This is a genomic window from Intrasporangium sp. (genome assembly GCF_036566125.1).
Classification (GTDB): Bacteria; Actinomycetota; Actinomycetes; order Actinomycetales; family Dermatophilaceae; genus Intrasporangium.
In genome coordinates this window covers 1-13220 of the sequence record NZ_DATCWX010000342.1, presented here as the reverse complement: position 1 = coordinate 13220, position 13220 = coordinate 1, and the positions used below count along the sequence as shown (strand labels likewise).

18 protein-coding genes are annotated in these 13220 nt (G+C 69.7%); 10 read left to right on the top strand and 8 right to left on the bottom strand.

Annotated elements, in window-relative coordinates; all coding sequences use genetic code 11:
* The 5 genes from VIR15_RS20445 to VIR15_RS20425 form a co-directional block, all read right to left on the bottom strand.
* Nucleotides 1–972: AAA family ATPase (locus VIR15_RS20445; RefSeq protein WP_331931209.1), on the bottom strand; the 972-nt coding region annotated here is incomplete at its 3' end.
* 1 nt (nt 973) lies between these two features.
* Nucleotides 974–2176, bottom strand: coding sequence for an exonuclease SbcCD subunit D (locus VIR15_RS20440; protein ID WP_331931207.1), 1203 nt, complete (start codon nt 2174–2176; stop codon nt 974–976).
* A 104-nt stretch (nt 2177–2280) separates the two neighbouring features.
* The gene (locus tag VIR15_RS20435; protein WP_331931205.1) at nt 2281–2670 is read right to left on the bottom strand and encodes a hypothetical protein; all 390 of its coding nucleotides are present in this window, start codon (nt 2668–2670) and stop codon (nt 2281–2283) included.
* A gap of 62 nt (nt 2671–2732) precedes the next feature.
* On the bottom strand, nt 2733–3581 hold the full coding sequence (locus tag VIR15_RS20430; RefSeq protein WP_331931203.1) for an ABC transporter permease: 849 nt from the start codon (nt 3579–3581) through the stop codon (nt 2733–2735).
* Entirely contained in the window at nt 3578–4585 is a 1008-nt protein-coding gene (locus VIR15_RS20425; protein ID WP_331931201.1) for an efflux ABC transporter ATPase subunit, DrrA-related, read from the bottom strand. The genes VIR15_RS20430 and VIR15_RS20425 overlap by 4 nt, the downstream gene beginning before the upstream one ends.
* Nucleotides 4586–4809: 224 nt before the next feature.
* On the opposite strand from VIR15_RS20425, the gene VIR15_RS20420 reads away from it, so the two are divergent.
* The 5 genes from VIR15_RS20420 to VIR15_RS20400 are packed head-to-tail and all read left to right on the top strand — an operon-like array spanning nt 4810 to nt 7446.
* A complete protein-coding gene (locus tag VIR15_RS20420) occupies nt 4810–5574 on the top strand; it encodes a sensor histidine kinase (protein WP_331931199.1) in 765 nt (254 codons plus the stop codon).
* Nucleotides 5571–6248, top strand: coding sequence for a response regulator (locus VIR15_RS20415; RefSeq protein ID WP_331931197.1), 678 nt, complete (start codon nt 5571–5573; stop codon nt 6246–6248). Before VIR15_RS20420 ends, VIR15_RS20415 begins: the two co-directional genes overlap by 4 nt.
* 48 nt (nt 6249–6296) lie before the next feature.
* Entirely contained in the window at nt 6297–6767 is a 471-nt protein-coding gene (locus VIR15_RS20410) for a VOC family protein (RefSeq protein WP_331931195.1), read from the top strand.
* Nucleotides 6768–6783: 16 nt separating this feature from the next.
* On the top strand, nt 6784–7116 hold the full coding sequence (locus tag VIR15_RS20405) for a TfoX/Sxy family protein (protein WP_331931193.1): 333 nt from the start codon (nt 6784–6786) through the stop codon (nt 7114–7116).
* Between the two features lie 48 nt (nt 7117–7164).
* Complete coding sequence (locus tag VIR15_RS20400) at nt 7165–7446, top strand: YlcI/YnfO family protein (RefSeq protein WP_331931191.1); 282 nt, start codon at nt 7165–7167, stop codon at nt 7444–7446.
* 102 nt (nt 7447–7548) lie between these two features.
* On the opposite strand, the gene VIR15_RS20395 is transcribed toward VIR15_RS20400, so the two are convergent.
* Both VIR15_RS20395 and VIR15_RS20390 read right to left on the bottom strand, forming a co-directional pair.
* Entirely contained in the window at nt 7549–7932 is a 384-nt protein-coding gene (locus VIR15_RS20395) for a phage holin family protein (RefSeq protein WP_331931189.1), read from the bottom strand.
* Nucleotides 7933–7937: 5 nt separating this feature from the next.
* Entirely contained in the window at nt 7938–9026 is a 1089-nt protein-coding gene (locus tag VIR15_RS20390; protein ID WP_331931187.1) for a 6-phosphofructokinase, read from the bottom strand.
* Between the two features lie 161 nt (nt 9027–9187).
* Between VIR15_RS20390 and hisC the strand changes: the two genes are divergently transcribed.
* From hisC to VIR15_RS20375, 3 genes are all read left to right on the top strand, one after another.
* A complete protein-coding gene (hisC, locus tag VIR15_RS20385; RefSeq protein ID WP_331931185.1) occupies nt 9188–10303 on the top strand; it encodes a histidinol-phosphate transaminase in 1116 nt (371 codons plus the stop codon).
* A 34-nt stretch (nt 10304–10337) separates the two neighbouring features.
* Entirely contained in the window at nt 10338–10481 is a 144-nt protein-coding gene (locus VIR15_RS20380) for a hypothetical protein (protein ID WP_331931183.1), read from the top strand.
* Between the two features lie 532 nt (nt 10482–11013).
* Complete coding sequence (locus tag VIR15_RS20375) at nt 11014–11541, top strand: hypothetical protein (RefSeq protein WP_331931181.1); 528 nt, start codon at nt 11014–11016, stop codon at nt 11539–11541.
* Here VIR15_RS20375 and VIR15_RS20370 read toward each other — a convergent pair.
* A complete protein-coding gene (locus tag VIR15_RS20370; protein WP_331931179.1) occupies nt 11538–11981 on the bottom strand; it encodes a nitroreductase family deazaflavin-dependent oxidoreductase in 444 nt (147 codons plus the stop codon). The genes VIR15_RS20375 and VIR15_RS20370 overlap by 4 nt on opposite strands.
* 197 nt (nt 11982–12178) lie before the next feature.
* Between VIR15_RS20370 and VIR15_RS20365 the strand changes: the two genes are divergently transcribed.
* Together VIR15_RS20365 and VIR15_RS20360 are read left to right on the top strand one after the other, a co-directional pair.
* Nucleotides 12179–12949 (top strand): LamB/YcsF family protein, encoded by a 771-nt coding sequence (locus VIR15_RS20365; protein ID WP_331931177.1) that lies wholly within the window; start codon nt 12179–12181, stop codon nt 12947–12949.
* Nucleotides 12950–12955: 6 nt separating this feature from the next.
* Nucleotides 12956–13220: carboxyltransferase domain-containing protein (locus VIR15_RS20360; RefSeq protein WP_331931175.1), on the top strand; the 265-nt coding region annotated here is incomplete at its 3' end.

Sequence of the window (13220 nt, the reverse complement as noted above, 5' to 3'; positions counted from 1 at the left end):
CTGACGCGCGCGCGCCACCTGGCCGCGCAGCTGGTCGAACTCGACCGCGCGCGCCCCCAGCGACTCGTCCTCGCGTTGCAGCTCGACGAGCCGCTGTCGCCGCTGCCGCCGCAGCTTGGCATTGTTGACCATCTCGGCCATCTGCCGGTGCGCCTCGATCGCCTCGCGGCTGGCCTTGGCGGCGTGGCGCTCCCGGGTGGCCAGCTCGTCGACCACTTGGGCCAGCTCGCCATCGAGGTCACTCGGTGACCTCTGAGCCAGAGCCACCAGCTCGTCGCGCCGCTCCGCCTCGATGCCGGCCGAGACGGCAAACGCGTGGATGGCGTCGCGGATCTGGCCGACCGCTCCCTGCCGCCGGGCCTGGGCGACCCGCCCTGCCTCGACGATCTCCTCCTGCACGCGTCGGAAGAATGCCGTCCCGAAGACCTTCTCGAGCAGCTTGCCCTTGTCCTCCGACCTCGCTCGCAGGAACGTCGCGAACTCACCCTGGGGCAGGATCACCGTCTGGACGAACTGGTCGCGCGTCAGTCCCACGGCTCGAGTGATCTCGTCGTCGCAGTCGCCGATGTTCGTGGAGAGCAGCTCACCGCCATCGAGGTCGTCCGGACTCGTGATCCGCCACAGCTTGACCGACGGCTGCTGCACGGTCTGACCGCTGCCGCGCGACTTCGGGCGCTCGAACCGCGGCGTCCGGCGCACCCGGTACAGCCCGGACTGGGTCTCGAAGACGAGCGTCACCACCGGTATCTCCCGCGGATCGGCGTGGTGCGAGTGGATCCGCTCGACGTCCGCCGAGGCCTGGGCCACCTTGCCATAGAGCGCGAAGGTGATCGCGTCGATGATGGTCGACTTGCCCGAACCGGTCGGACCCTCGAGGAGGAACAGCCCTGCGCGCCCGACGATGCCGAAGTCGATGACCTCCGTGCCGGCGAACGGGCCGATGGCAGTCATCTCCAGACGGTGCAGCTGCACGTCAGGCCACCTCCCCCTCCTGTGCCTCGGCGAGGGCCTGTGCCTTCACCGCGGCCTCGTAACCCGCGACGAAGCAAGCGATCTCGCCATCGCTCGCCTCCGCCTTCGTCACGTAGGCGACGAAGTCCGAGCCGAGCTCGCGCGGATCGCGCTCGCTGACGAGGGTCGTGCCGCGCACGCCTCGCTCGATCCGGCCCTCGGGTTCATGGAACACCTGCAGCACATGGGGGAACCGGGACTTGAGCCGGTCCATCAAGGAATCGGGTCGCACGCGGTCGGTCACGGTGACGCGCACCCAGGACTCCTCGTGCGTGGTCAGGGCCGGGTCGTCGAGCAGGTGGTCGAGGGTGCCGTGCAGGGTTGCCATCGGCCGCGGCTGGTCGATCTCGATTGCCGTGACCTCGACTGGTCCCTTGGCCGGAAGGTCGACGAGGAGCACCGCCTTGACCTGGTCCTGCTCGGAGAAGGAGTATCGCAGCGGCGAGCCCGAGTAGCGCACCACGGACCCAGGGGCGCACTCGGGCGACTGCGGCCCGTGCAGGTGACCCAGGGCGGCGTAGTCGATGCCCTCGAAGACCGTCCCGGCGACTCGGTCAACCCCGCCGACCGCGATCGACCGCTCGGAGTCGCTCGGCTCGGCGCCGGCGACGAACGCGTGTGCGACGACCACAGAGCGAGCACCGTCGCGGCCGGCCAGGTCATCACGGATCCGGTCGCAGGCCGCCCCGACGACGGCCTGGTGCGAGCGGGTGAGGACCTCACCCCCGTGGGCCAGGGCCACTCGGGCATGGTCCACGTCGAGGTAGGGGATGCCGTAGATCGCCACCTCGACCCCGTCCGAGCCCCGCAGCAGCACGGGCAGGTCGATCATCGAGATGTCGGTGATCATCCGGATGCGGTCCCGGAAGAGGGCGGCGCCGTAGCCGAGCCGGATCGCGGAGTCATGGTTGCCGGACGTCACCACGACGGTCGTCACCTGGGAGAGGCGCGAGAGCGTCCACTCGAAGAGCTGGACGGACTCCACCGGCGGCACGCCGCGGTCGTAGACGTCGCCGGCCACGATGACCGCATCGACTGGTATGCCGTCCTGCGGGTCCTCGACGAGCTCGCAGATACGCTCCAGCACAGCCGATTGCGCCTCGTGCAGGCTCACGCCGTGGAGCGTCCGCCCGAGGTGCCAGTCCGAGGTGTGCAGCAAGCGCATGCCACGAAGGTAGGACGACCCGCCGACAGCAATCGACGGGACACGCCACGTGGGCCCGCCTCCGTGCGGAAGCGAGCCCAGCGGCATACGGAATCACGTCGAGGTCACACGCTCACCGCGCGAGCGAAACCCCCGAGGCCACGCTCCGCGACGGTGACCTGGACACCGTTGGCGCGGTTGCCCTCGAGCGCTTTCATCAGGAGAGGGCCGGGTTGGCCGAGGACGTCGATGCGAACGTTGCCCTCGGCCAACGCGGCGCCCTTGCCGATGAGCTCTGCGGCAACCGTCAGGTGCCGATCGGCTGCGGCCGCGTCAACGAGGACGTGCACGAGCGTCAGCGCATCGCCGGTGTCCGTGACGTAGCTGTGGTGCGCGAGCATGTCGCCCTCGTGCGCCTGGACGAAGTCCGCGTACTCGGCCGCAAGCTCGGCCATCTCGTCAGCGCGGGCGGGTTGGATGCGGTGCGAGGTGATGAGGATGAATGGGCTGGTCATGGCTGTCTCCTTTGTGTCGTTGTCTGTGCGTGGTTCGGTTGGGATGGGTGTGTCGGCGCGGTTCACGCACGGCGCCGGTAGAGGTGCATGGTCAGCGGTGCGAACACCGCGGTGATGACCGCCGCGGCGATGAGGACGGGAGCGATGTCCCCGAAAGTTGCCGTACCGGCCATCAGCCCCCGCTCCGCGGTGACGAGATGGCTGACTGGGTTGGCGGCGACCAACGTGCCGAGCCAGTCGGGCATCGTCGCCGGGTCGACGAACGCGTTGCTCGCGAACGTCAGCGGGAACTGGATGAGGAAGCTCATCATCGACACCGCCTGCGGGGTCCTGGCGACGAGGCCGATCGACGTCCAGACCCAGGACAGCGCGAAGGCGAAGACGAGGATGAGGGCCACTGCGGCTCCGGCTCCAGCGGCTCCTCCGTCGGGACGGAAGCCCATGACGAGTCCGAGGCCAATGACAAGGGTCCCGGAGATCAGGTACCGGAGTGCGTCTCCGATGAGGCCGCCGACGATGAGCGCGGGTTGCCAGATCGGAAGGGACCTGAAGCGCTGCAGCCGCCCCAGGCCGCGATCGGTGTTCAGTCCCACGCCCGAGAACACCGTCATGAGCAAGACGGCAAGGACCAGGGTCCCGGGCAGCAGGTCCTGCAGGTACTCCTGCGGGGACCCGGAGAGCGCGCCGCCGAACACATAGGTGAACAGGACCGTGAAGATGACCGGGATGAGGATCGCGTCGGCCAGCTGCTCCGGCGTCCGTCTGACCTTGAGCAGGGCGCGCAGGCCCATCGTGAGGCTCGCCGACAGGCGGCTGGGCCGGGTGGGTGGCCGGAGACTCCTGGGAAGGCGAGCAGCCGGCCCGTCAGCGAGTCGAGCCGGTTTCTGACGGCTCTCGGTGTCGACGGTCATGCGACGTCCTCCTCGTGAGCGGACTCGGCACCCCGAACGGTCGCGTGGTCAGCAGGTTTCCCGGTCAGCGCGAGGAACACCTCGTCGAGGCTCGGCCGGCCGAGGGCGTATGCCGTTGGGCTGACTCCCGCTCCCGACAGGCGGATGAGGGCGTGGCTCACTCGCTCCGCGGTGTCTCCACCGTCCCGGGCGAGGCGCACCCGCACCGTGGCCGGGTCGCCGGACGGTTCGACCGCGGAAGCGAGCTCCTCGGCGAGCAGGCGCTCGGCGTCATCGCGCCGAGTCGGGTCGACGCGGACGGTCAGGACTCCGGAGCCGAGCGCGAGCTTGAGCCCGTCGGGCGTGTCCTCCGCGACGAGGCGGCCCTGGTCGATGACCGCGATCCGGTCGGAGAGCTGGTCGGCCTCGTCGAGGTACTGGGTCGTCAGGAGGACCGTCGTGCCCTCCGCGACCGCGGCACGAATGATGTCCCAGACGAAGCCGCGGCTCCGCGGGTCGAGCCCGGTGGTCGGCTCGTCGAGCACGAGCAGGTCCGGTGTGACGACCAACCCGGCCGCGATGTCGAGGCGACGTCGCATGCCGCCGGAGTAGGTCGACACGACCCGACGGGCAGCGTCGGCGAGGTCGAAGACGGCGAGCAGCTCCTCGACGCGGGTGTCCGCCGCGCGACCTCTGAGGCCGCGCAGCCGGGCCTGGAGGACGAGGTTCTCCCAGCCGGTGAGATCGTCGTCGACGGACGCGAACTGCCCTGTCACGCTGAGTCGCGCGCGGACTGGGTCGGGGTCGCGCGCCACGTCGCGCCCGAAGACCCGGACCGTGCCGGAGTCGGGGGTGGTCAGCGTCGTGACCATTCGGATCGTGGTCGTCTTGCCTGCGCCATTCGGTCCGAGCAGTCCGAGCACGGAGCCCGTCGGCACGGTGAGGCTGAGACCGTCGACGGCCCGCGTGGCCCCGAATGACTTCACGAGGTCGGTCACCTCGACGGCCAGATCGGCGGAGTTCATGATGCATTCCTTTGCTGGGACATGGAGTTCGTTGAGTGCATGCCGTCGATCCTTCGCTGTCGTGCGGATCTTGGCGTCGCCCACGGGGTGACACTTGCCGGACCGACCCACGACGTCCGAACCGCGCGGGCGTACGCCGAGCGAGGTAGCCCGCACCTACTCCGGTAGTCAGATGCGCAGACGCTGATGCCCGGCCTAGGCTCACCACGAGTGAAGGAGGACGCATGCGCACCGATCGTGGGTGGCGTCGGTTCTACGCGACCGGCTGGCTCGTGTCTGCTGCCGCGACCGCAGTGGCCCTGCGCCTCTGGCAGTCCCGGGTCCGCGAGATCGAGGCGCGGGCCGAGGAGGCCGTGCGTAGCCGCGAGGAGGTCGCCCGGCGACGCGCTGTCGAGGAGCGGCTGCGGATCGCCCGCGAGCTGCACGACTCGCTGACCCACAGCATCTCGGTCATCAAGGTGCAGGCCGGCGTCGCCGCGCATCTCGCGGAGAAACGCGGCGAGGAGGTGCCGGCATCGCTCCGGGCCATCGTCGAGGCGAGCGCCGACGCGACGCGCGAGCTGCGGTCTACTCTGAGCGCGCTGCGTGAGCAGGCTGACACCGGAAGCGGACTGGCCCAATTGCCCCAGCTGCTGGACCGCGCCCGCGCCGGCGGAGTCGAGGTGACGTTGAACCGGACTGGCACCCGCGGGGACATCCCGGCGAGTGTTGACCTGGCGGCATATCGCATCGTCCAGGAGGCGCTCACCAACGTCAGGCGGCACGCAGGCTCGGTCCCCACGACGGTCTGCGTCTCATACCTGCCTCGTTCCCTCACCGTGCGGGTCGAGAACGACGGCCCGCGCCTCGCGGGGTCACCCGTGCCCGGGCTCGGTCTCATCGGCATGCGCGAGCGGGTCACCGCCCTCGGTGGTCACCTGCGCGCCGAGCCTCGGGAGACCGGTGGGTTCTCCGTCCTGGCCGAGCTGCCGCTGGACGCAGTGTCATGATCCGCGTGCTCCTCGCCGACGACCAGGCCCTGATCCGGACGGGGATCCGCAGCCTGCTCGACGCCGAGGATGACATCGAGGTCGTGGCGGAGGCGACCAACGGCGCGGAAGCCGTCGAGCTCGCGCGCGAGCACCGCCCGGACATCGCCCTCATCGACGTGCAGATGCCGGTCATGGACGGCATCGAGGCGACGCGCAGAATCGTCTCTGACACCTCCCTGGACGCGGTGCACGTTGTCGTCCTGACGAACTACGGCATCGACGAGTACGTCTTCACCGCGCTGCGCGCCGGCGCAAGCGGCTTCCTGCTCAAGGACACGGAGCCCGCTGATCTACTCCAGGCGCTCCGGGTCGCGGTCCGCGGCGACGCGCTGCTGTCGCCGGCCGTGACGCGCACACTGATCAGTGAGTTCGTCTCTCGGCCAGCGAACCTCGCGAGCTCGTCCGCTCTGGATGTCCTCACCCCCCGCGAGCTTGAGGTCGCCGCACTCGTTGCCCATGGACTGTCCAACGACGAGATCGCCCAGCGGCTGGTACTCAGCCCTGCCACGGCGAAGACCCACGTGAGCAGGGCGATGACCAAGCTCGGCGCGCGCGATCGGGCGCAGCTCGTCGTCATCGCCTACCAGTCCGGCCTGATTGCGTACCCCTCCAACGGCACGAACGGCCCCTGACCCCCACTCCTCGTCGAGTGTCGGTGGGGACCGGCACCATGTGTTGGCATGAGCCGAGACATCCAAGTGACCTTTGATGCCGCAGACCCGATCCGTCTGAGCCTGTTCTGGGCCGAGGCGCTTGACTTCGTCATCCAGCCGCCGCCCGGCAGCAACCTGCCGCCCGCGACCCCGGCCAGCGAGGTCCTGGACGCGTGGACGTCCTTCCTCACCCAAGCCGGCGTGCCACCAGAGCGGCACCGCTCGGCCTCGGCGATCGTGGACCCAACAGGCTCGCGGCCCCGCGTGTTCTTCCAGCAGGTGCCCGAGCCGAAGTCGGCCAAGAACCGGGTCCACCTCGACGTCCGCGCCGCGCCCGGCCTCGACGGCGACGAGCGGATGGCCGCCTTGGAGCAGGAATGCGAGCGGCTCATCGCCCTGGGGGCGACACGGGTCCAGCGGTTCGAGCCTGCTCCACCGATGTCGGCAGGTCACATCGTCATGACCGACCCAGAGGGCAACGAGTTCTGTCTCGACTGAGAGCCATACTGCTGCCATGGCCTACGACGAGGAGCTCGCCGACCGGATCAGGTTCATCATCGGGATGGACGCAGATGTCGTCGAGAAGAAGATGTTCGGTGGTCTGGCATTCCTTGCCGGCGGCCATATGGCGGTCGCGGCGAGCGGCCAGGGCGGGCTGCTCGCTCGGGTGGACCCGGCCGAGACGGCTGCGCTCCTCGCCGAGGCCGGGGTCGCACGGATGGAGATGGGCGGCCGGAGCATGGACGGCTGGCTCCGCGTCGAGGCGTCGGTGGTCGAGGACGACGTCCACCTGCGTCGCTGGGTCGAGCGCGGCCTCGGCTACGCCCGTTCGTTGCCCCCGAAATAGGGCCCGTGGTCGCCTTTCCGTTGCATACCGTTCCGGTACCACTATGGGATGAGCAAGCAGATCGCCGTGCGGCTCCCGGAGCACATGGTTGAGCAGATCGACACGCTTGTGTCGGACGGGGCTGTGCCGAGCCGTGCCGCTCTCGTTCAGAGTGCGCTCGAGCGCGAGCTCCGGCGACGGATCTACGAGCATGAGGTCGAGACCTTGTTGGCGCTCAAGGCAGCTGGGAAGCCGGACGAGTTCGCCGAGCTCGCCGAGTGGGGGGCTCGCCGTCCACGTCAAGAGCCTGAGCTGTCCGTGGCCATCACGCTCGCGTTCGACCTGGGCTGATCGTCCCGGCGCGGATTGCACCCGACGCAGACTGGCCCCGCCACGCGCGCGAGCCCGCTTCCGAGCGGAAGCGGGCTCAGCGGCATACGGCCAATTCGCTTGTCAGTCTTTCGGGTTGAAGAAACCGAGGATCATCGAGACGAACGTGATGATGAGGGATCCGAGGACCGCGTCCCAGAAGAACTCCTGCACGTGGAACGCGAGCCCCAGCTTCTCCGACAGCCAGGAGGTCAGCCACAGCATCAACGCGTTGACGATGAAGACGAACAGGCCCAGCGTCAGGATGATGAAGGGCAGGGAGAGGAGCTTCGCGATCGGACGCACGAACGTGTTGAGGACGCCGAAGACCAGCGCGACCAGCAGGACAGTCGTCACCGTCCCCCACGTGCTGGACCCGCGGCCGAACTCGATGCCGTCGACGAGGAGGGCGGCGATCCACAGGGCGATGCCGTTGATGACGGTCTTTATCACGAAGTTCATCAGCATGGGCGTCAGTCTTCCACGCGCTCAAGCCGATCGGCGGGAAGTCCGGGGTGCTCGTCGCCGGGAATGCGCGGCTGGAACATCGTGTTGAGCCGCAACAGGTCGGGGTCGACCACCTTGAGCTCTCCGATGGCCTCCTTCACGGGCACGCGCACGATGTGTCCGCGCTGCAGGGCGACCATCTCGCCCCACGCGCCGTCCATCGCCGCCTCGACTGACGCGACCCCGAACCGGGTGCCCAGGACCCGGTCGAACGCCACCGGCGACCCACCCCGTTGAATGTGTCCGAGCGCCGTCATCCGGCTCTCGATGCCGGTGCGACCCTGGATCTCGCGGGCCAGGATCGAGCCGATGCCGCCGAGGACCTGGTGGCCGTACCGGTCCATCTCCGGCGCCGGCAGCTCCATCGTCCCGGGCTTGGGCACGGCGCCCTCCGCGACGACGATGATCGTCGCGAACCGGCCCTTGCGGTGCCGGTGGACGATCCGCTCGCAGACCTCCGCGATGTCGAAGGGCTCCTCGGGCACGAGCGTGATCGCCGCGCCGCCGGCGATGCCGGACCAGATGGCGATGTGGCCGACGTGCCGGCCCATGACCTCGACGACGAGTACGCGGTGGTGGGACTCGGCCGTCGTGTGCAGCCGGTCGATCGCGTCGGTGCAGATCTGCACGGCCGTCTGGAAGCCGAACGTCATCTCCGTCAAGGAGATGTCGTTGTCGATCGTCTTGGGGACGCCGATGACCGGGAAGCCGTTCTCGTGGAGGCGGGAGACGACATTCATCGAGCCTTCGCCGCCGACCGCGAGGATGGCGTCGAGCCCGTGCCGGGCGTAGGCCTTGCGGACCTTCTTCAGCCCATCCTCGAAGGCGAACGGCTGGTCGCGGCTCGTGCCGAGGATCGTCCCGCCGAGCGGCAGGATGCCCCGGCAGCGGTCGACGTCGAGCAGCTCGAAGTCGTTGTCCATCACGCCCCGCCAGGCGTTGCGGAAGCCGACGACCGTGCTGTCGTAGGTGACCTCCGCGGCTCGGACCGCGCCGCGGATGACGGCGTTGAGGCCGGGACAGTCCCCGCCTCCGGTGAGGATGCCGATGCGCATGAGCAGCGTCCTTCGTGTGTGTTCAAACAGATGCGTCGAGGCGGCGTTGGCGCGACAGTGTGAGCCTAGCCACATCGAGCCGTATGCCGCTGAGCCCGGTCCACCTGCCGGGACCGTCCCAGCCCTCCCGCTCATCCCGGCTGGCTCAATAGAGTGGCGGCATGAGCGACGACGTGCAGCCCGTTCCCGCCGCGCCCGGTTCCTCCCCGACCGTGCGGTTGCGGCAGGTCCTCGGCCGGATGCCGGACTACAAGCCGGGCAAGCCCGCCACGGCTCGCCCGGGCCTGACGCCCTACAAGCTGTCGTCCAACGAGAACCCCTACGGACCGCTCCCGTCGGTGCTGTCGACGATCAACGAGGCCGCGGCGTCCGTCAACCGCTATCCCGACATGGCCGTCGTCGAGCTGCGCGAGCGTCTCGGTCGGGCCCTCAGCGTCTCGGCCGACTGCATCGCGACCGGGACCGGCTCGGTCGCCGTGCTCGCCCAGATCGTCCAGGCCGCGTGTGACGCGGGCGACGAAGTCGTCTTCGCGTGGCGGTCGTTCGAGGCGTACCCGATCGTCACGCAGCTGGCCGGGGCCACCCCTGTCATGGTCGGCCTCGACGACCAGGCCCGGCACCGGCTCGACGCGATGGCGGACGCCGTCACCGAGCGCACTCGGGTGGTGCTCGTCTGCACACCGAACAACCCCACCGGGCCGTCGGTGCACCGAGCGGAGCTCGACGCCTTCCTCGACCGGGTCCCGAGCGACGTCATCGTCGTCATCGACGAGGCCTACGTCGAGTTCGTCCGCGACCCGGAGTCTGTCCGCGGGCTCGAGGTCTGGCGCGAGCGGCCCAACGTCGTCGTGCTGCGCACCTTCTCCAAGGCGTTCGGACTGGCCGGGTTGCGAGTCGGCTTCGCCGTCGCCCACCGTGACGTCGCCGCCGCGATCCGGAAGACGGCGACGCCCTTCGGAGTCAACTCCATCGCCCAAGCCGCGGCGGTCGCCTCGCTCGACGCCTTCGACGAGCTGAAGGAGCGGGTCGAGTCGATCGTCGAGGAGCGGGCGCGGGTCGTGCAGGGCCTGCAGGACCAGGGTTGGAAGCTGCCGGAGTCGGACGCGAACTTCGTCTGGTTCCCGCTCGGGGCGGACTCCACCGCTTTCGCCGAGGCGTGCGAGGAGGCCGGTCTCATGGTGCGGCAGTACGGCGACGACGGCGTCCGCGTCACGATCGGCGAGACCGAGGCCAACACCCGCCTGCTCGAGGTGGCCGAGGCGTTCGGGGCGAGGTAGCACCGGCACCGGCCCGCGGGACAGGGAAGTGGACATGAGGATCCGACCGGTTCGGGGCCGCGCGTTGGGTGGCGTGCTGGCGATGGTCGGTGTGCTCGCCCTGCTCCCATCGATCTTCTGGCCCACGTCGAGCTTCAGCTACCCGGCCTTCGACGACCCGGCCTTCCCGGATCAGTAGCGGCTGGTCAACCTCATGTGGAGCTGGGGCAAGTACGGCGTCGAGCCCGCGCCGGACGGCTTCGGAGGGGATTCCGTACCCAGCAACACGTTCGGGCTCGTATTCCTCCGCCGGCCAGGCGGCCGACGGGGACGAGCGAGGCCGCGTGATCCTCCACGGCGAGCGCCCTGGTAGTGGCACCACCCCACCTGTCCTCGCGGATGTCGGCCCCACGGATGGCGTCGCCTTCACCGACGTGGTGCCGGACGACGAGCAATTCGGCCAACCGAAGCATCCCTGACCAGTCGCCGGATCAGGGGTGGCCGACGGTTCTCCCGGGTCACAATGAGATGTGGTCACGGTGGTCCGCGAGTGGACCTGGGGTGTTCGTCTCGCGGTCGTGGGCGTCCTGCTGGCAATGCCGACGATCGTGTGGCCGGCGTGGCAGCTGACGTTCCCCGGGCAACCTGAGTTCGAGCTGTCGGTCTGGACCTGGGGTCGGCTGGAAATCAGACCTGGCGGGCCAGGGGGAGCGGATTCTCCGGAGTTGCGTATGGCAGCGGTCCCGTTGGTGGTCCACGTTCTGATTCTCTTCCTGGCGTCGGCAGCAACCGGCGTAGGGATGGTGCGCCGCGGTAGGCATTCGCAGAAGCTCGGACTGGCCGGCACCGCCGCAGGATTCGTCCTCGTGGCCAAGGGCGTGACCGAACGCACCGCGGAGGCCGCTCACTGGGGTCCCGGTGATGGTCCCTCTGCTCCCGAGGTGACCACCCTGCCGGCGGGTCTGGGCGAGAACGCCGCCCTCGTCGTCCTCACGGGTGCCTTGGTGCTCTTGCTCGGGCGCTCGGCGGTCCGAGTGGCGACGCCGCTCTGGAGACAGCTCTCGGTGCGCGCCCGAGCCGACCGCGACGCCGAGGACGCGGTGGGGCGCGGGACCGGGTTGGGCGCCGGCGGGATCATCGTGCACGGAGTGCGGCCCGTGGACAGCACGCCCCCGCACGTGTCGAGTCCGGATGAGGGGGTTCCGTTCAGCGACCTGCCACCGGACGACGACCGCTTCTGGCCGCCGAAGCAGGCCTAGCCGGGCCCGGCGATCGTGACGGGTCGCAGGAGCGCGACGGGGATGATGCGGCCCGCCTTCGCCTCGTACTTCGCGACGCCCGGCACCTTGGCCAGGACGACGTCGCGCCACACGCGATCCCGTTCCTCACCCCGCAGTTCCGTTGCCGTCACCGTCTCGGCCCTGGTGCCGATCTCAACCGTCGCCTCACCAGCATGGCGCAGGTTGCAGAACCAGTCGGGATCGGTCGGCGACCCGCTGCCCGTTCCCCAGACGAGGTAACCGCCGTCGTGGTCGAGGTAGCGGACCATCGTGGACCTCGGCCGCCCCGTCCGCCGCCCGGGCGACATCACCATGAGGACCGTCTGGTCTCCGAAGGCGTCGAGCCGACCCTTGAACGCGTGGTGGATCCACACACCGATCGCGTTGCCGTGGTGCATCAACCGATGCTTGAAGGACACGCCTCCCACCTCCGCGCTCAAGCGTCCTCCGGCTGCACCAGCGTGGTCAACGACGGGAGGAAGGCGACTCAGCGCTCGAGCGGGTGCGAGCTCGGCGGCATACGGCTCAATGCGGTATGGCGGAGGCACCGACGGCGGTTTGGTGAACAATTACTACACGGTGGGCGCGGGTGACTGCCCGCACCGGAGGAGAGCTCATGACGACCGGACAGCGGATCGACCTCAACTCGGATCTCGGCGAGTCGCTCGGCAGCTGGGAGATTGGCAACGACGCGGCGATGCTCGACATCGTCACGAGCGCCAACGTGGCGTGCGGCTTCCACGCCGGGGACAGCCTCACCCTCCAGCGGACCTGCGCCCGGGCGGCCGAGCGCGGCGTCGTCGTCGGCGCCCAGGTGGGCTATCAAGACCTGGCCGGCTTCGGCCGGCGCTTCATCGACATGGAGTCGGACGAGCTGACCGCCGACGTCATCTACCAGATCGGCGCGCTCGAGGCCATGTGCAAGGTGGCGGGCACCCGGGTCGAGTACGTCAAGCCGCACGGCGCCCTCTACAACGCGATCGTCCAGCACGAGGCCCAGGCGGCGGCGGTGGTCGCGGCGGTCGTCGCCGTCGACCCGTCCCTTCCGGTCATGGGGCTGCCGGGGTCGGCGTTCCTGCGGATCGCGGCCGAGGCCGGCCTGCGCACCGTGTCCGAGGCGTTCGCGGACCGCGCGTACACGCCGGAGGGCCACCTCCTCCCGCGCCGCGAGCCGGGATCGGTCCTGCACGACCCGGGGGAGATCGCAGCCAGGATGGTGCGCCTCGCCGTCGAGGGCCGCATCACCGCAGTGGACGGGACGGAGATCGACGTCCGGGCGGACTCGATCTGCACCCATGGCGACTCACCGGGCGCGGTTGACATCGCGCGGGCGCTCCGGGCCGCCCTGACCGCGGCGGGCATCGAGATCGTCCCGTTCACCCGGTAGGCCCCCATGTCGCCGCACATCTCCTCCGGGTCGCCAATCGGCCCCCGCCTCCGGCTGCTGCCCATGGGCGACGCGGCCCTGCTCGTCGAGACCGACGACATCGACGCGGTGCTTGCCCTCGATGCCGCCCTCGCACCGCTCGTTGCGACGAGCGACGGCGTGTGGGCCGAGGTCGACGACCTCGTCCCGGCCGCGCGGACGCTGCTCGTCGTCGCCCGCCCGACGACCGACCTCGACGCGCTCGCCGCTGCCGTGGTGGAGGCGGCCGCTG

Excerpts from the sequence above, each read along its gene's own strand:
- VIR15_RS20365 (WP_331931177.1), top strand. The coding sequence starts at position 12,179 with ATGACGACCGGACAGCGGATCGACCTCAACTCGGATCTCGGCGAGTCG.
- VIR15_RS20400 (WP_331931191.1), top strand. The coding sequence starts at position 7,165 with ATGAGCAAGCAGATCGCCGTGCGGCTCCCGGAGCACATGGTTGAGCAG.
- VIR15_RS20390 (WP_331931187.1), bottom strand. The coding sequence starts at position 9,026 with ATGCGCATCGGCATCCTCACCGGAGGCGGGGACTGTCCCGGCCTCAAC.
- VIR15_RS20425 (WP_331931201.1), bottom strand. The coding sequence starts at position 4,585 with ATGAACTCCGCCGATCTGGCCGTCGAGGTGACCGACCTCGTGAAGTCA.
- VIR15_RS20415 (WP_331931197.1), top strand. The coding sequence starts at position 5,571 with ATGATCCGCGTGCTCCTCGCCGACGACCAGGCCCTGATCCGGACGGGG.
- VIR15_RS20410 (WP_331931195.1), top strand. The coding sequence starts at position 6,297 with ATGAGCCGAGACATCCAAGTGACCTTTGATGCCGCAGACCCGATCCGT.
- VIR15_RS20380 (WP_331931183.1), top strand. The coding sequence starts at position 10,338 with ATGAGGATCCGACCGGTTCGGGGCCGCGCGTTGGGTGGCGTGCTGGCG.
- hisC (WP_331931185.1), top strand. The coding sequence starts at position 9,188 with ATGAGCGACGACGTGCAGCCCGTTCCCGCCGCGCCCGGTTCCTCCCCG.
- VIR15_RS20420 (WP_331931199.1), top strand. The coding sequence starts at position 4,810 with ATGCGCACCGATCGTGGGTGGCGTCGGTTCTACGCGACCGGCTGGCTC.
- VIR15_RS20435 (WP_331931205.1), bottom strand. The coding sequence starts at position 2,670 with ATGACCAGCCCATTCATCCTCATCACCTCGCACCGCATCCAACCCGCC.
- VIR15_RS20430 (WP_331931203.1), bottom strand. The coding sequence starts at position 3,581 with ATGACCGTCGACACCGAGAGCCGTCAGAAACCGGCTCGACTCGCTGAC.
- VIR15_RS20395 (WP_331931189.1), bottom strand. The coding sequence starts at position 7,932 with ATGCTGATGAACTTCGTGATAAAGACCGTCATCAACGGCATCGCCCTG.
- VIR15_RS20405 (WP_331931193.1), top strand. The coding sequence starts at position 6,784 with ATGGCCTACGACGAGGAGCTCGCCGACCGGATCAGGTTCATCATCGGG.
- VIR15_RS20440 (WP_331931207.1), bottom strand. The coding sequence starts at position 2,176 with ATGCGCTTGCTGCACACCTCGGACTGGCACCTCGGGCGGACGCTCCAC.
- VIR15_RS20375 (WP_331931181.1), top strand. The coding sequence starts at position 11,014 with ATGGCAGCGGTCCCGTTGGTGGTCCACGTTCTGATTCTCTTCCTGGCG.